This window comes from Streptomyces sp. NH27, assembly GCF_056859195.1.
Map to the genome: position 1 here is coordinate 1 of NZ_JACEGK010000113.1, position 16,710 is coordinate 16,710.

Annotated in this window: 15 protein-coding genes; 11 read left to right on the forward strand and 4 right to left on the reverse strand. The window is 71.8% G+C overall.

The window, feature by feature from the left end; all coding sequences use genetic code 11:
* Positions 1-744: glycoside hydrolase family 10-like protein (locus AC13HU_RS12085; RefSeq protein WP_483041812.1), on the forward strand; the 744-nt coding region annotated here is incomplete at its 5' end.
* A gap of 234 nt (positions 745-978) precedes the next feature.
* Positions 979-2,130 carry a methyltransferase gene (locus AC13HU_RS12090; protein WP_483041813.1) on the forward strand — a complete coding sequence of 384 codons (1,152 nt, stop codon included), beginning with the start codon at positions 979-981 and terminating at the stop codon, positions 2,128-2,130.
* A 225-nt stretch (positions 2,131-2,355) separates the two neighbouring features.
* On the opposite strand, the gene AC13HU_RS12095 is transcribed toward AC13HU_RS12090, so the two are convergent.
* Positions 2,356-4,575 carry an NADP-dependent isocitrate dehydrogenase gene (locus tag AC13HU_RS12095; protein ID WP_483041814.1) on the reverse strand — a complete coding sequence of 740 codons (2,220 nt, stop codon included), beginning with the start codon at positions 4,573-4,575 and terminating at the stop codon, positions 2,356-2,358.
* 239 nt (positions 4,576-4,814) lie between these two features.
* Here AC13HU_RS12095 and AC13HU_RS12100 point away from each other — a divergent pair, with 239 nt between their 5' ends.
* A complete protein-coding gene (locus AC13HU_RS12100) occupies positions 4,815-5,051 on the forward strand; it encodes a hypothetical protein (RefSeq protein WP_483041815.1) in 237 nt (78 codons plus the stop codon).
* Positions 5,048-5,305, forward strand: coding sequence for a nuclear transport factor 2 family protein (locus AC13HU_RS12105; RefSeq protein WP_483041816.1), 258 nt, complete (start codon positions 5,048-5,050; stop codon positions 5,303-5,305). The genes AC13HU_RS12100 and AC13HU_RS12105 overlap by 4 nt, the downstream gene beginning before the upstream one ends.
* 70 nt (positions 5,306-5,375) lie before the next feature.
* Here AC13HU_RS12105 and AC13HU_RS12110 read toward each other — a convergent pair whose 3' ends face one another.
* Positions 5,376-6,809, reverse strand: coding sequence for a DEAD/DEAH box helicase (locus AC13HU_RS12110; RefSeq protein WP_483041817.1), 1,434 nt, complete (start codon positions 6,807-6,809; stop codon positions 5,376-5,378).
* 285 nt (positions 6,810-7,094) lie between these two features.
* Here AC13HU_RS12110 and argC point away from each other — a divergent pair, with 285 nt between their 5' ends.
* The 7 genes from argC (at position 7,095) to argH (ending at position 14,998) form a co-directional block, all read left to right on the forward strand.
* Positions 7,095-8,123 (forward strand): N-acetyl-gamma-glutamyl-phosphate reductase, encoded by a 1,029-nt coding sequence (gene argC / locus AC13HU_RS12115; RefSeq protein WP_483041818.1) that lies wholly within the window; start codon positions 7,095-7,097, stop codon positions 8,121-8,123.
* 85 nt (positions 8,124-8,208) lie between these two features.
* Positions 8,209-9,363, forward strand: coding sequence for a bifunctional glutamate N-acetyltransferase/amino-acid acetyltransferase ArgJ (gene argJ, locus AC13HU_RS12120; protein WP_483041819.1), 1,155 nt, complete (start codon positions 8,209-8,211; stop codon positions 9,361-9,363).
* Entirely contained in the window at positions 9,360-10,373 is a 1,014-nt protein-coding gene (gene argB / locus AC13HU_RS12125) for an acetylglutamate kinase (protein ID WP_483041820.1), read from the forward strand. The genes argJ and argB overlap by 4 nt, the downstream gene beginning before the upstream one ends.
* Positions 10,370-11,575 carry an acetylornithine transaminase gene (locus tag AC13HU_RS12130; RefSeq protein WP_483041821.1) on the forward strand — a complete coding sequence of 402 codons (1,206 nt, stop codon included), beginning with the start codon at positions 10,370-10,372 and terminating at the stop codon, positions 11,573-11,575. The genes argB and AC13HU_RS12130 overlap by 4 nt, the downstream gene beginning before the upstream one ends.
* A 16-nt stretch (positions 11,576-11,591) precedes the next feature.
* Complete coding sequence (locus AC13HU_RS12135; RefSeq protein WP_483041822.1) at positions 11,592-12,125, forward strand: arginine repressor; 534 nt, start codon at positions 11,592-11,594, stop codon at positions 12,123-12,125.
* A gap of 204 nt (positions 12,126-12,329) precedes the next feature.
* Positions 12,330-13,526 carry an argininosuccinate synthase gene (locus tag AC13HU_RS12140; RefSeq protein WP_483041823.1) on the forward strand — a complete coding sequence of 399 codons (1,197 nt, stop codon included), beginning with the start codon at positions 12,330-12,332 and terminating at the stop codon, positions 13,524-13,526.
* Positions 13,523-14,998: an argininosuccinate lyase gene (gene argH / locus AC13HU_RS12145; protein WP_483041824.1), complete on the forward strand. Its 1,476-nt coding sequence runs from the start codon at positions 13,523-13,525 to the stop codon at positions 14,996-14,998. The genes AC13HU_RS12140 and argH overlap by 4 nt, the downstream gene beginning before the upstream one ends.
* Before the next feature lie 50 nt (positions 14,999-15,048).
* On the opposite strand, the gene AC13HU_RS12150 is transcribed toward argH, so the two are convergent.
* Both AC13HU_RS12150 and AC13HU_RS12155 read right to left on the reverse strand, forming a co-directional pair.
* On the reverse strand, positions 15,049-16,110 hold the full coding sequence (locus AC13HU_RS12150) for a glutamate ABC transporter substrate-binding protein (protein WP_483041825.1): 1,062 nt from the start codon (positions 16,108-16,110) through the stop codon (positions 15,049-15,051).
* 81 nt (positions 16,111-16,191) lie between these two features.
* A complete protein-coding gene (locus tag AC13HU_RS12155) occupies positions 16,192-16,704 on the reverse strand; it encodes a hypothetical protein (RefSeq protein WP_483041826.1) in 513 nt (170 codons plus the stop codon).
* Positions 16,705-16,710 lie beyond the last annotated feature (6 nt).

Below are 16,710 nucleotides of genomic sequence, written 5' to 3' on the forward strand. Positions count from 1 at the left end.
GTGCTGCCCTACGGCGGCAAGCTCTACTACGACCCCGGGCAGCCGGCGGTCCGCCGCTTCGTCGAGGACGCGATGCTCGACGCGGTGCGCCGCTACCCGATCGACGCCGTGCACTGGGACGACTACTTCTACCCGTACCCGGTGGCCGGCCAGACCTTCGCCGACGACGCCAGCTTCGCCCGCTACGGCGCCGGCTTCCCCGACCGCGACTCCTGGCGCCGGCACAACACCGACCTGCTGGTCAGCGAGATGGCGGCACGCATCAAGCAGATCCGGCCCGGCACCCAGTACGGCATCAGCCCGTTCGGGGTGTGGCGCAACGCCGCCAACGACCCGCTCGGCTCGGCCACCCAGGCGGGCGTGCAGACCTACGACGACCTGCACGCCGACACCCGCGGCTGGGTCAAGCGCGGCTGGCTTGATTACATCGCCCCGCAGGTCTATTGGAATATCGGCTTCGCCGCCGCCGACTACGGGGTACTGGTGCCCTGGTGGTCCGACGTCGTGGCGGGCACGCGGGCGAAGCTCTACGTGGGGGAGGCGCTGTACAAGGTCGGCGTCGCCGGCCAGCCCGCGCAGTGGCAGGACCCGGCCGAGCTGTCCCGCCACCTCACCTTCGACGCGGACTACCCGCAGGTGCGCGGCAACATCTACTTCTCCGCCACCCAGGTCACCGCCGACCCGCTGGGCGCGATGACCGAGGTGGTCGCCGAGCACTACCCGACCCGGGTGCGCACGCCGTGAACTGACGGGACGTCAGGGAGCCAGGGCGCCTGCGGGGCGCTGCGCGTGCGGCACGGCCGGTTCGAGTCCGGCCCGCCGCTCTCGTGCGGCGGTGGCGAAAGGGCACCGCGCGCGATGTGAAGCTCACCCGGGGCGGCCACACGGGCCGGCGGCAGCACAGGGCGGCATCAACGGGGCCCGGGGCCAGGATAAGGCCCCGGGCCTCACCTGCGTTCCGGATACGCTGGGCGCACGATGCACCGATTCAGCTCGCCGTGGGGCGACCTCGACCTGACCCGTTTCCCGGCCGAGCCGCGCGAGCAGCTACGGGCCTGGGACGCCGCCGACGCGTACGCGCTCCAGCACCTCGCCGACACCGGGGTGACGGCTCCGCCCGGCACGACCGTCGTCCTCGGCGACCGCTGGGGCGCCCTGACCACCGCGCTCGCCGTACACGGCGCCACCCGACCCACCCTCGTCACCGACTCCTACCTCGGCCGGCAGGCCACCGAGGCGAACCTGCGGCGCAACGCCCCGGCCGCCGGGGCCGACCTGCGCACCACCCGCGACGAACTGCCCGGCCGGGTGGACCTGTTGATCGTCCGGGTGCCCAAGAGCCTCGCCCTGCTGGAGGACCAGCTGCACCGGCTCGCGCCGGCCCTGCACTCCGGCACCACCGTGCTCGGCACCGGCATGATCGGCGAGATCCACACCTCCACGCTCCGGCTCTTCGAGCGGATCATCGGCCCCACCACCACGTCGCTGGCGGTACGCAAGGCCCGGCTGATCTTCTGCACGCCCGAGCCCGGCCTGGCCCGCGGTACGAACCCGTGGCCGCTGCGGTACGCCCTGCCCGACGACATCGGCCCGATGTCCGGGCGTACCGTCGTCAACCACGCCGGGGTGTTCTGCGCGGACCGGCTCGACCTCGGCACCCGGCTGCTGCTCGCACACCTGCCGCAGCGCACCGGGCCGGACCGGGTGGTCGACCTCGGCTGCGGCAACGGCGTCGTCGGCACCGCGGCCGCGCTCGCCAACCCGGCCGCCGACGTGCTCTTCATCGACGAGTCCTACCAGGCGGTCGCCTCCGCCGAGGAGACGTTCCGCGCGAACGCCCTGCCGGGGGCGAAGGCCGAGTTCGCGGTCGGCGACGCGCTCACCGCGCTGCCGCCCGACAGCGTCGACCTGGTCCTGCTCAACCCGCCGTTCCACTCCCACCGCGCCACCACCGACGCTGCCGCGCGCCGCATGTTCAGCACGGCGAGGGCCGCGCTACGGCCGGGCGGCGAACTCCGGGTTGTCGGCAACCGCCACCTTGGTTACCACGTCCGCCTCCGCCGCCTCTTCGGCAACTGCGACGTGGTCGCCTCCCACCCGAAATACGTCGTCCTGCGCAGCACCAAGTAGCACGCGCGGTGTCCCAGGGGCGTGGGGGGTTGCCGTTGTGGAAGACGGCAACAAATCGGGGGCGCGGGGAACTGCGCGACCGGCCACGACGAGCCCGGCAGGTCGTCACCGACCCACAGCGGCTGTTGCTGTCGTGTCCGGACCACCGGCCGGTGGCCGGTGGTGCGCGCGGCACCCGCGCCCCCGTAGGGTGCCCTCATGACGGGAGGGCACCCCGGAAACGGCTCAACCGAGGGACGACACCGCCGCGTTGAACGTGGCGGACGGCCGCATGACGGCCGTCGCCTTCGCCGGGTCGGGCTGGTAGTACCCACCGATCTCCACCGGCGATCCCTGCACCGCGATCAGTTCGGCGACGATCGTCTCCTCCTGCTCGGCGAGCGTCTTGGCCAGCGGCCCGAACGCCTCGGCGAGCTCCGCGTCGTCGGACTGCCCGGCCAGCTCCTGCGCCCAGTACAGCGCCAGGTAGAAGTGGCTGCCGCGGTTGTCGATCCCGCCGACCCGCCGGGACGGCGACTTGTCCCGGTCGAGGAACGTGCCGGTGGCGCGGTCGAGGGTGTCCGCGAGGATCTGCGCACGGGCGTTCCCGGTGGTCTGCGCGAGGTGCTCGAAGCTCACCGCGAGCGCGAGGAACTCGCCGAGGCTGTCCCAGCGCAGGTAGTCCTCCTTGACCAGCTGCTGCACGTGCTTGGGCGCGGAGCCGCCCGCACCGGTCTCGAAGAGGCCGCCACCGTTGATCAGCGGCACCACCGACAGCATCTTGGCGCTGGTGCCCAGCTCCAGGATCGGGAAGAGGTCGGTGAGGTAGTCGCGCAGCACGTTGCCGGTCACGGAGATGGTGTTCTCACCGCGCCGGATGCGCTCCAGCGACAGCTTCGTCGCCTCGACCGGGGACAGCACGCGGATGTCCAGGCCCTCGGTGTCGTGCTCGGGCAGGTACGCCTCGACCTTGGCGATCAGCGCCGCGTCGTGGGCGCGGGTCTCGTCCAGCCAGAAGACGGCCGGGTCACCGGTGGCGCGGGCGCGGGTGACCGCGAGCTTCACCCAGTCCCGGATCGGCAGGTCCTTGGTCTGGCACATCCGGAAGATGTCACCGGCGCCGACCGCCTGCTCCAGCACGGCGTTGCCGCTGTCGTCGACGACCCGGACCGTACCGGTGGTGGGGATCTCGAAGGTCTTGTCGTGGCTGCCGTACTCCTCGGCCTTCTGCGCCATCAGGCCGACGTTGGGCACCGAGCCCATGGTGGCCGGGTCGAAGGCGCCGTGCGCGCGGCAGTCGTCGAGGACGACCTGGTAGACGCCGGCGTAGCTGCTGTCGGGCAGCACCGCGAGGGTGTCGGCCTCCTTGCCGTCCGGGCCCCACATGTGGCCGGAGGTACGGATCATGGCCGGCATCGAGGCGTCCACGATGACGTCGCTGGGCACGTGCAGGTTGGTGATGCCGCGGTCGGAGTCGACCATCGCCAGCGCCGGGCCGTCGGCCAGCTCGGCGGCGAACGACGCCTTGATCGCGTCGCCCTCGGGCAGCTTCTCCACGCCGGCCAGGATCGCGCCGAGGCCGTCGTTGGGGGTCAGCCCGGCGGCGGCGAGCGCGGCGCCGTACTCCGCGAAGGTGTTCGGGAAGAAGGCGCGCACCGCGTGGCCGAAGATGATCGGGTCGGAGACCTTCATCATGGTGGCCTTGAGGTGCACCGAGAACAGCACGCCTTCGCTCTTCGCCCGGGCCAGCTGCGCGGTGAGGAACTCGCGCAGCGCGCCGACCCGCAGCACCGACGCGTCCACGACCTCGCCGGCCAGCACCGGTACGGACTCGCGCAGCACGCTGGTGCTGCCGTCGTCGCCGTGCAGCTCGATCCGCAGGGTGCCGGCCTCCGAGATCACCGCGGACTTCTCGGTGGAGCGGAAGTCGTCGGCGGACATCGTCGCCACGTTCGTCTTCGAGTCGGCCGTCCAGGCGCCCATCCGGTGCGGGTGGGCCTTGGCGTAGTTCTTCACCGCGGCGGCGGCGCGGCGGTCGGAGTTGCCCTCGCGCAGCACCGGGTTCACCGCGCTGCCCTTGACCTTGTCGTAGCGGGCGCGGATGTCGCGCTCCTCGTCGGTCTTCGGGTCGTCCGGGTACTCCGGCAGTGCGTAGCCCTGCTCGCGCAGCTCGGCGACGGCGGCCTTGAGCTGCGGGATCGACGCCGAGATGTTCGGCAGCTTGATGATGTTCGCCTCGGGCCGCTGCGCCAGCTCGCCCAGCTCGGCCAGCGCGTCGTCGATCCGCTGGCCTTCCTCCAGGTACTCGGGGAAGCCGGCGATGATCCGACCGGCCAGCGAGATGTCCCGGCTCTCGACGGTGACTCCGGCGGTCGAGGCGTACGCCTGGATCACGGGCAAGAACGAGTACGTCGCCAGGGCCGGGGCCTCGTCGGTGTGCGTGTAGATGATGGTCGAGTCAGCCACCGGTTGCTCTCCGTTCCAGTCTCCAACATTGCTTGATATCAAGATATCCCGTTGCCACCGCACCCTCGAACAAGCCCCCGGTTTCCGGGCGCCCCCGGCCTCGCGATCGGCCATCACGATTCGTGATCGCTGCCGGTGCGAGCTGCTTCTTGGTCCGGGGCCCGCCCGCCGATTGACTGTGGATGCGGGCCGGGAAGCCGGTCCGCACCCGGCAGAACCGACGCAGAGGCGGCACCACCATGACCAGCACCGAGCCCCTGACCCCTTCGCCCCGCACCGCCCCGACCGGTACGCGGGCCGGCGCGGTCGCACCCAGGGACGCCGCTGCACCCGAGGACGCCATCGCGCCCAAGGAGGTCGTGCGCCGCTACTTCACCGCCCTCGCCGCCGGCGACCAGGACACCGTCCGCGCCTCCTGTGCTGGTACGCGGGCGACCTGCCGATCTCCGGCACCTGGCAGGGCCGCGACCAGGTGATCGACGGCTTCCTCCGCACCGCCTTCGCCCACCTCGACCCCGCCCGCGAGGTCGGCATCCGCGTCACCAACCTCTTCGGCGAGGGCGGGCAGGTCTTCGTCGAGTGGGACTCGTGGGCCACCGGCCTCACCGGCCGGTCGTACGACCAGAAGAACTCCGCCGTGTTCACCGTCCAGGACGGCCGGATCACCGCGATGCGCGAGTACTCCGACACCCAGCACTGGCGCTGGGCCCTGATCGGCGACCCGGCCTGACCGATGCGCCGATGCGCCGATGCGCCGATGCGCCGATGTGCCGCGTCAGGACGGGGCAAGGCGGGCACGCTCAGTTGCCGCGGCGCACCCGGGCCGCCTTGCGGGCCTCGGCGAGCTTGCGGGCCTCGTCGGCCTTGCGGGACTTGCCGCCGGTGCCGCGGGAGGCGTCCTTGCTGGTGCCCAGGCCGCGGTAGCGAGCATTCGTGTTCTTGGCCCGGGGTGCGGTGGGCCCACCGTCGAGCGCGGTGCCGGAGGGGGCCTTGGCCCCGGTGATCCGGCTCAACTCCGCCTCTCCCGAGCGCACCTTCGTGGTCGTCGGCTTGATACCGGCCTCGGCCATCAGGCGGCCCGTCTCGCCGCGCTGACCCGGGAGGACCAGGGTGACGACGCGGCCGGACTCGCCTGCACGGGCGGTGCGGCCCGCGCGGTGCACATAGTCCTTGGGGTCGGTGGGCGGGTCGACGTTGACCACGAGATCGAGGTCGTCGACGTGCAGGCCACGGGCCGCGACATTGGTCGCCACCAGGACGGTGACCTGACCGTTCCTGAACTGTGCGAGGGTCCGGGTGCGCTGCGGCTGGGACTTCCCGCTGTGCAGGGCCGCGGCATCCACCCCGCTGACCCGCAGGTGCCGGGTGAACTGGTCGACCCCGTGCTTGGTGTCCAGGAACAGCAGCACCCGGCCGTCGCGGGCGGCGATCTCCGTGGCGACGGCATACCGGTCCGGGCCATGGACGACCAGCACATGGTGGTCCATGGTCGTGACCGCGCCCGCGGACGGGTCGACCGAGTGGACGACGGGGTCATGGAGGTAGCGCTGGACCAGGCTTTCGACGTCGCGGTCCAAGGTGGCGGAGAACAGCATCCGCTGGCCGTCGTGGTGCACCTGGTCGAGCACCTCGGTGACCTGCGGCAGGAAGCCCATGTCGCACATCTGGTCGGCCTCGTCGAGCACGGTGATCCGTACCCGTCCCAGGCGACAGGCCCTGCGCTCGATGAGGTCGTGCAGGCGGCCGGGGGTGGCGACGACGACCTCGGCTCCGTCGCGCAGCGCGGCGGTCTGCCGGCCGATCGACATGCCGCCGACGACCGTGGCCATCCGTAGCCGCAGCGCGCCGGCATACGGCGCGAGTGCTTCGGCGACCTGCTGGGCCAGTTCCCGGGTGGGCACCAGGATCAGGGCGAGGGGCTGCTTCGGCTCCGCGCGCCGCCCGGCCGTCCGTGCGAGCAGCGGCAGGCCGAAGGCGAGGGTCTTGCCCGATCCGGTACGCCCGCGCCCCAGGACGTCGCGTCCCCCGAGGGCGTCGGGCAACGTGGCCGCCTGGATCGGGAAGGGCTCGCGCACGCCGAGCTCGGTGAGCGTTCGCAGCACTTCGGCCGGCAGTTCCAGGTCGGCGAAGGAGTCGACCGGGGGCGTCGTGGGGGTGAGGGTCGCCGGATGGGCGTGGTCGCCGTGCGAGGCGTCGGGGTGGTCGGGGTGGTCCGGGTGGTCCGGGTGGTTCATGAAGAGCCTTCCGCGTGCGGAACGTACCGAGGAAGGCCGGCAGGGGATGAGCAGCCGACGACCCGGGGGAACCGGACGGGCGGCATCGCCGTCCGCCACAGCCGTCCAAAGGCTCAAGGATAACGACCTGGGGAGTAGGACAAAGTGCTGCGCTCATACGGGCCGGCCCAAGCGCAGGAAGGGCCGACTCGGCCGCCAGGTCCCAATGGTGTGGAACACGGGGACGCCAGATCTTTGCATAAAAGTGCAGACTGCCGTATAGTCATGCCATCGAAGGAGGAGTCGATGACTGTGCGGGTGGCGGTGGCCGGGGCCAGTGGGTACGCCGGTGGGGAAGTGCTCAGACTGCTCGTCGGGCACCCCGAGGTCGAGATCGGGGCGCTGACGGGGAACAGCAACGCCGGGCAGCGGCTCGGAGCGTTGCAGCCGCACCTGGTGCCGCTGGCCGGGCGGGTGCTCGCGGCGACCTCCGCGGAGGTGCTGGCCGGCCACGACGTGGTCTTCCTCGCGCTGCCGCACGGCCAGTCCGCGGCCGTCGCGGAGCAACTGGGCGAGGACGTGCTCGTGGTCGACATGGGCGCCGACTTCCGGCTCAAGGACGCCGCCGACTGGGAGCGGTTCTACGGGTCGGAACATGCGGGCAGCTGGCCGTACGGGCTGCCCGAGCTGCCGGGCGGCCGCGCCGCGCTGGAGGGGTCCAAGCGCGTCGCGGTGCCCGGCTGCTACCCGACCGCCGTCTCGCTCGCGCTGTTCCCGGCGTACGGCGCCGCCCTCGTCGAACCCGAGGCGGTGGTCGTCGCCGCGTCCGGCACGTCCGGCGCGGGCAAGGCGCCCAAGCCGCACCTGCTCGGCTCCGAGGTGATGGGGTCCATGACCCCGTACGGCGTCGGCGGCGGCCACCGGCACACCCCCGAGATGATCCAGAACCTGAGCGCGGTCGCCGGGCAGCGGGTCGGCGTGTCCTTCACACCCACCCTCGCGCCCATGCCCCGCGGCATCCTCGCGACCTGCTCCGCGAAGGCACGGCCGGGCGTGGGCGCGGCGGACGTACGCGCCGCGTACGAGAAGGCGTACGCCGAAGAACCGTTCGTCCACCTGCTGCCCGAGGGCCAGTGGCCGGCGACCGCCGCGGTCTACGGCTCCAACGCCGCGCACATCCAGGTCGCCTACGACGAGGACGCCGCCCGCGTCATCGCGATCAGCGCGATCGACAACCTGGCGAAGGGCACGGCGGGCGGCGCCGTACAGAGCATGAACATCGCGCTCGGGCTTCCCGAGGGCATGGGACTTTCCACGATCGGAGTGGCCCCGTGAACGACGTCCGCGAGGCCGCCGGGCGGCAGATGACGACGATGGCCGCGGCTTCGTGCCGAGCGGGCGGAGAGAACAGGAGCAAGGCGTGAGCGTGACGGCAGCGAAAGGGTTCACGGCGGCGGGAGTTGCCGCCGGGATCAAGGAGAACGGCAACCCGGACCTGGCCCTCGTGGTCAACACCGGGCCGCGCCGGGCCGCCGCGGGTGTCTTCACGTCGAACCGGGTGAAGGCCGCCCCGGTGCTGTGGTCGGAGCAGGTCCTCAAGGGCGGCGCCGTGACCGCGGTGGTGCTCAACTCCGGTGGTGCCAACGCCTGTACGGGCCCGAAGGGCTTCCAGGACACGCACGCGACCGCCGAACGGGTCGCGGAGGTGCTGGGGCACAGCGCGGGCGAGGTCGCGGTCGCGTCGACCGGGCTGATCGGCCTGCTGCTCCCGATGGACAAGTTGCTGCCGGGCATCGGCACGGCCGCGGCCGAACTGTCCGCGCACGGCGGCGAGAAGGCCGCCATCGCGATCAAGACCACCGACAGCGTGCACAAGACCGCGGTGGCCGTCGGCCCGTCCGGCTTCACCGTCGGCGGCATGGCCAAGGGCGCGGGCATGCTCGCACCGGGTCTGGCCACCATGCTCGTGGTGCTCACCACGGACGCCGACGTCGACTCGGGCACCTTGGACAGGGCACTGCGGGACGCCACCCGGCGGACCTTCGACCGGATCGACTCCGACGGCTGCATGTCCACCAACGACACGGTGCTGCTGCTCGCCTCGGGCGCGTCCGAAGTCGCCCCGGAGCACGACGAGTTCGCCGACGCGGTGGGCGCGGTCTGCGCGGACCTGGCCCGGCAGCTGATCGGCGACGCCGAGGGCGCGAGCAAGGACATCCGGATCGAGGTGGTGAACGCCGCGACCGAGGCCGACGCCGTCGAGGTGGGCCGCTCCATCGCCCGCAACAACCTGCTCAAGTGCGCCGTGCACGGCGAGGACCCCAACTGGGGCCGGGTGCTGTCCGCGATCGGCACCACCTCCGCCGCGTTCGAGCCCGACGCGCTGAGCGTCGCGATCAACGGCGTGTGGGTGTGCCGGGCCGGCTCGGTCGGCGACGACCGCGACCTGGTCGACATGCGCTTCCGCGAGGTCGTCATCACCGCTGACCTCGCCGCCGGAGACGCGTCCGCCGTGATCTGGACCAACGACCTCACGGCCGACTACGTCCACGAGAACAGCGCGTACAGCTCGTGACCGACGCCGACCCCCGCCCCGGGGGAACCCCGCGCAAGCACACCGCGCTGCCCAAGGCCCAGGTACTGGTCGAGGCGCTGCCGTGGCTGACCCGGCACCACGGCAGGGTCGTGGTGGTGAAGTTCGGCGGCAACGCCATGGTGGACGACTCGCTCAAGGCGGCGTTCGCGCAGGACGTGGTGTTCCTGCGGCACGCCGGGCTCAAGCCGGTCGTCGTGCACGGCGGCGGCCCGCAGATCAGCGCCCAGCTCGACCGGCACGGCCTGGTCAGCGAGTTCAAGGCGGGCCTGCGGGTCACCACGCCCGAGGCGATGGACGTGGTCCGGATGGTGCTCGCCGGGCAGGTGCAGCGCGAACTCGTCGGCCTGCTCAACCAGCACGGCCCGCTCGCGGTCGGCCTGACCGGCGAGGACGCCCACACCATCAGCGCCGTCAAGCACCGCCCGACGATCGACGGCGAGTCGGTGGACATCGGCCGGGTCGGCGAGATCACCGCGATCGACACCGGCGCCATCGAGGCGCTGCTGGCCGACGGCCGTATCCCGGTGGTCTCCTCGATCGCCCGCGCCGCCGACGACGGTCACATCTACAACGTCAACGCCGACACCGCCGCGGCCGCGCTGGCCGCCGCGCTCGGCGCCGAGACGCTGATGGTGCTCACCGACGTCGAGGGCCTGTACGAGGACTGGCCGAACAGCGACGACGTGATCAGCAGGCTGACCGCCACCGAGCTGGAGAAGCTGCTGCCCGAGCTGTCCAGCGGCATGGTGCCGAAGATGGAGGGCTGCCTGCACGCGGTGCGCAACGGCGTGCACACCGCCCGCGTCATCGACGGCCGGGTGCAGCACTCGATCCTGCTGGAGATCTTCACCGACGAGGGCATCGGCACGATGGTCGTCCCCGACCCGGCACCCGATGCCGACCCGGTACCCGACGCAGTATCCGAATCCGATTTCGAATCCGATGGCACGGCAACCGCGGACACGTCCGCAGAAGGGGGAGCACGGTGACCGGCAACGAGGAGCTGGCCCAGCGCTGGCAGGGCGCGCTGATGAACAGCTACGGCGTACCCCGGCTGCCCCTGGTGCGCGGCAAGGGCGCCCGGTTCTGGGACGCCGACGGCAAGGAGTACCTGGACTTCCTCGGCGGCATCGCCACCAACGCGCTGGGCACCGCCCACCCGGCCGTGATCGAGGCCGTCACCCGGCAGATCGGGTCGCTCGGCCACATCTCCAACCTGTTTCTCGCCGAGCCGACCATCGCGCTCGCCGAGCGGCTGCTCCAGCTCTCCGGCCGCCCGGGCCGGGTGTTCTTCGCCAACTCCGGCGCCGAGGCCAACGAGGCGGCCTTCAAGATCGGCCGGCTCACCGGCCGTACCCACGTCGTCGCCGCCCAGGGCGCCTTCCACGGCCGCACCATGGGCTCCCTCGCGCTCACCGGCCAGCCCGCCAAGCGTGCCGCCTTCGAGCCGCTGCCCGGCGATGTCACCCACGTGCCGTACGGCGACGTGGCCGCGCTGCGCGCCGCGGTCGGCACCGACACCGCGATGGTGATCCTCGAACCCATCCTGGGCGAGTACGGCGTCGTGGTGCCGCCGGCCGGCTACCTCCAGGCGGCACGGGAGATCACCGCGGCCACCGGGACGCTGCTGGTGCTCGACGAGGTGCAGACCGGCATCGGGCGGACCGGCCGCTGGTTCGAGTGCCAGGCGCAGGGCGTCGAGCCCGATGTCGTCACCCTCGCCAAGGGGCTCGGCGGCGGCCTGCCGCTCGGCGCCGCGGTCGCGTTCGGCCCGGCCGCCGACCTGATCACCCCCGGCAGCCACGGCACCACCTTCGGCGGCAATCCGGTCGCCTGCGCCGCCGCGCTGGCCGTGCTGGACACCATCGTGGCCGAGGATCTGCTCGACAACGTCAAGCGGCAGGGCGAGAAGCTGCGGCAGGGTGTGGAGGCGCTGCAACACCCGCTGGTCGATCATGTGCGCGGCACGGGCCTGCTGATCGGTATCGTGCTCACCGAGCCGCTGGCCGCCAAGGTCGAACAGGCGGCGCAGAATGCCGGACTCCTGGTGAATGCGGCCGTTCCCGGCGTGGTGCGGCTGGCGCCTCCGCTCGTCGTGGGCGACGCGGAGACCGATGCGTTCCTCCGGGCGCTGCCCGGTGTGCTCGACGAGGTGTACCGGGCCGCACAGGCCGACCGACCGGCAGAATGACGGAGATCCGCAACCGATGACCGAGTCGCAAGCGCATGGCGGGGGCCAGGCAGTCCCGCAGACCCGTACCGCACGCCACCGCAGGATCGTGGACCTGCTGGGGCGGCAACCGGTGCGGTCGCAGAGCCAGCTGGCGAAGCTGCTCGCCGACGACGGGCTGAGCGTCACCCAGGCGACGCTCAGCCGGGATCTCGACGAGCTCGGCGCGGTCAAGATCCGTACGAACGACGGTGAGTTGATCTACGCGGTGCCCTCGGAAGGGGGCTTCCGCACGCCCCAGGCGCCGCTGGGGGAGTCGGTCAAGGAGGAGCGGATGCGGCGGCTCGCCGCGGAGCTGCTGATCTCCGCGGAGGCGTCGGCGAACCTCGTGGTGGTCCGCACCCCGCCGGGTGCGGCCCAGTTCCTCGCGTCCGCGATGGACCAGGCGGAGGTCTACGACATCCTCGGGACCATCGCCGGCGACGACACGGTCGTTCTGATCTCGCGGGACCCCGCGGGTGGGCAGAAGCTGGCGGATCACCTGCTGAGGCTTGCGCAGGGCGAGGCGTAGCGGCTTCCCGCCGCCGCGGCCTTCGGTCCGCTCCCGGGTGCGGCCCGGTGGCCGGTTGCTCGCGCGGTTCCCCGCGCCCCTTCGCCGTCGGCTTCGGGGGCGCGGGTTCTTCCGTGTATGTGCCCCCTGACCTGCTGCGTTGACGTTTCATACGAGGGAGTGCATACTTATACCAGTCAGTGGATGCATCGTAAGGAGAGACCCGTGACCGAGCGCGTCGTACTCGCCTACTCAGGCGGCCTGGACACCTCCGTCGCCATCGGCTGGATCGCCGAGGAGACCGGCGCCGAAGTCATCGCCGTGGCGGTCGACGTCGGCCAGGGCGGCGAGGACCTGGATGTGATCCGCAAGCGCGCGATCGCCTGCGGTGCCGTCGAGGCCGAGGTGGCCGACGCCAAGGACGAGTTCGCCGAGGAGTACTGCCTTCCGGCGATCCAGGCGAACGCGCTGTACATGGACCGCTATCCGCTGGTCTCCGCGCTGTCCCGGCCGGCCATCGTCAAGCACCTGGTCGCCGCCGCCCGCAAGCACGGCGCCGACACCGTCGCCCACGGCTGCACCGGCAAGGGCAACGACCAGGTCCGGTTCGAGGCCGGTATCGCCTCGCTCGCGCCCGGCCTGAACTGCATCGCCCCGGTCCGGGACTACGCGATGACCCGGGACAAGGCCATCGCGTTCTGCGAGGCGAAGAACCTCCCGATCGCGACCACCAAGAAGTCCCCGTACTCCATCGACCAGAACGTCTTCGGGCGGGCGGTCGAGACCGGCTTCCTCGAGGACATCTGGAACGCGCCGATCGAGGACATCTACGAGTACACCCAGGACCCGGCCGCCCCTCGGGAGGCCGACGAGGTCGTCATCACCTTCAAGCAGGGTGTCCCGGTCGCGATCGACGGCCAGGAAGTGACCGTCCTGGAGGCGATCCAGCAGCTCAACAGGCGGGCCGGCGCCCAGGGCATCGGCCGGATCGACATGGTCGAGGACCGGCTGGTCGGCATCAAGTCCCGGGAGATCTACGAGGCCCCCGGCGCGATCGCCCTGATCACCGCCCACCAGGAGCTGGAGAGCGTCACCGTCGAGCGCGAACTCGCCCGCTACAAGCGGCAGGTCGAGCAGCGCTGGGGCGAACTGGTCTACGACGGCCTGTGGTTCTCCCCGCTCAAGCGGGCGCTGGACGGCTTCATCGCCGAGGCGAACAGCCACGTCTCGGGCGACATCCGGATGACCCTGCACGGCGGCCGGGCCGTCGTCAGCGGCCGGCGGTCGGACGAGTCGCTGTACGACTTCAACCTCGCCACCTACGACACCGGCGACAGCTTCGACCAGTCCCTGTCCAAGGGCTTCATCGAGCTGTTCGGCATGTCCAGCAAGATCGCCGCCAAGCGGGACCTGGACCAGTGAGCGGCACCGCCGCCGACGGCGGCAGCGGCGGCCCGGACCTCAAGCTGTGGGGCGGGCGGTTCGCCGACGGGCCGTCCGCCGCGCTGGAGAAGCTGTCGGCGTCCGTGCACTTCGACTTCCGGCTCGCGCCCTACGACATCGCCGGCTCCCGGGCGCACGCCCGGGTGCTGTACCGGGCGGACCTGCTGACCGTCGACGAGCTGGACCGGATGATCGCCGGGCTCGACACCCTCGAGACCGACGTGGCCGCGGGCACCTTCACCGGCACCATCGCCGACGAGGACGTGCACACCGCACTGGAGCGCGGCCTGCTGGAGCGGGTCGGCCCCGACCTCGGCGGCAAGCTGCGGGCCGGCCGGTCCCGGAACGACCAGGTCGCCACCCTCTTCCGGATGTACCTGCGCGACCACGCACGGATCATCGGCGGCCTGATCGCCGACCTCCAGGACGCGCTGGTCGGCCTCGCCGAGGCGCACCCGGACGCGCCGATGCCCGGTCGCACCCACCTCCAGCACGCCCAGCCGGTGCTCTTCTCCCACCACGTGCTCGCCCACGCCCAGGCGCTGTCCCGGGACGCGGAGCGGCTGCGGCAGTGGGACGAGCGCACCGCGGTGTCGCCGTACGGCTCCGGCGCGCTCGCCGGGTCCTCGCTCGGCCTGGACCCGGAGGCGGTCGCCCGCGACCTCGGCTTCGAGCACGGCAGCGTCGGCAACTCCATCGACGGCACCGCCTCGCGGGACTTCGTCGCCGAGTTCGCCTTCATCACCGCGATGATCGGGATCAACGTGTCCCGGATCGCCGAGGAGATCATCATCTGGAACACGAAGGAGTTCTCCTTCGTGACCCTGCACGACGCCTTCTCCACCGGCTCCTCGATCATGCCGCAGAAGAAGAACCCGGACATCGCCGAGTTGGCCCGCGGCAAGTCCGGCCGGTTGATCGGCAACCTCACCGGCCTGATGGCCACCCTCAAGGCGCTGCCGCTGGCCTACAACCGGGACCTCCAGGAGGACAAGGAGCCGGTCTTCGACTCCTGCGACCAACTGGAGGTGCTGCTCCCGGCGTTCACCGGCATGATGGCCACCCTCACGGTGCACCGGGAGCGGATGGCGGAGCTGGCCCCGGCCGGTTTCTCGCTGGCCACCGACATCGCCGAATGGCTGGTCCGGCAGGGCGTGGCGTTCCGGGTCGCGCACGAGGTGGCCGGCGAGTGCGTCAAGGTGTGCGAGGCCGAGGACATCGAACTCGACCAGCTCACCGACGAGCAGTTCGCGAAGATCTCCGAGCACCTGACTCCGGAGGTGCGTGAAGTGCTCGACGTGCCGGGCGCGCTCGCCGCCCGCAACGGCCGCGGCGGCACCGCACCCGCCGCCGTCGCCGTACAACTCGCCGAGGTCAAGGCCGACCTGGCCGCGCAGCACGCCTGGGCGACCGCCAAGGAAGGCACCGGCGCGGGTGCCTCCGGCGAATAGCCCCGGGTACTTCGGCGAATAGCCCGGGCTCCTCCGGCGAGTAGCCCGGGTCACTCCGGTTTGTAGGCAGGGCTGGGCGGCGGCACGAAGGAACTCGCGTTCGCCCCCAGCCACTGCTTGTCCAGCGCGGCCAGCGAACCGTTCTGCCGCATCTGCTCCAGCACACCGTTGACGAAGCGCACGAAGTCCGTCTGGTCCTGGCGCATCGCGATGCCGTGCGGCTCCTTGGTGAAGCGCGGACCGATCAGCTTGGTGTTCGGGTCCTGTGCGGCGAGCCCGATCAGGATCGTGTCGTCGGTGGAGATCGCGGCGACCTCGCCGAGCTGCATCAACATCAGGCAGTCCGTCCAGTCCTTGACCGCCACCGGCACCACCGAAGGCTTCTTGAGCGCCTTGAGGGTGTCGATGGACGTGGTGCCGGAGGCCGCGCACACCCGCTGCCCGCCGAGGTCGCCGATGGACTTCGCGGTCGACGACCTCGGCACCAGCACGCGCTGGCCCGCGTCCAAGTAGTCGGTGGAGAAGGCGACCGACTTCCACCGGTCGCAGTTGATCGTCATCGAGTCGATGACGATGTCCACGGACGACTGGTGGGTCTTCGGGTCCGGCTGGAGCACGGAGAGCCGGGCATTGGAGGAGATCGTCTTGAACTGGATACGGTCCGGCGAGCCGAACAGCGCGGTCGAGATCCGCTTCAGCAGCTCGATCTCGAAGCCGTCCAACTGCCCGGTGAGCGGGTCGCGGTAGCCGAACAGGTACGAGTTCTGGTCCACGCCCGCGATCAGCCGGCCCCGCTTGACGATCGCGGCCATCGTGGAACCGGCCGGCATCTGCCCGGGCTGCGGCAGCGCGCCCTGCGGACGGTAGCTCTCCAGCGGATGGCAGGACTGGTCGTCGGCGGGGGCGAGCCCGGGGGCGTGCGCGGCCGCCTGGTCCGGTGCCGGCCCGGGCGCGTCGGCGGGCGCCGGCCGCGTGCTGACGCCGGCCTGCCGGCCGTGGCCGTCCGTCCCGGGAGGAGCGGCGCAGCCGCCCGCCCCCAGCACGGCCACCACCAGCACTAATCCGCCGGCCGCGGCCGCCGCCTTCCCGTGCCGTACCGCACCGACGAGCACAGGGCCTCCTCCGGATCGCGCCAGTCCTGCCGCAAGTGACGCTCGGACCCGCCCGCCAGTTCCCGGAAACGACCGGCGATGTCAGCCGAGCGTGAGAGCCCATTCGCCGAGCGTCGCGAAATCGGTACCGCGCAGGCCCAGCCGTGGGTCGACCCGGTGCAGCAGCGCGGGCGCCGGATGGTGGTGTCGTACCCACTCCCGGTCCCCGGCGCCGATCTCGTCGTCGACCCACGCGAACGGCCGGCCGTCGGCGAACCGTACCAGCGGCGCGGTCTTCCAGAAGATCCCGCCCTCGGGCGCCTCGCGCGCCTGCGGCCAGCGCACCACCGGCAGTTCGGGCAGTCCGATCAGCGGCCCGATCAGGGTGTTCGCGTCGTCCTCCCACGTGGTCGCCCACGCCAGCTCGAAGTGCTCGGCCAGCCAGGCGAGTTGATCGCCGTGCCCGGGGTCGAGCCAGACCGGCAGGTCGGGGAGGTCGGCGGGCCAGTGCACCGGCCGCAGCCGGTGCAGGGCGTAGCCGCGGGGGAGTCGTCCGTGTCCGGCCGCGTACGGGTTGAGCGGGCCGTCGACGTCGAGGAAGAGCCAGGGCTTCACGTGGGG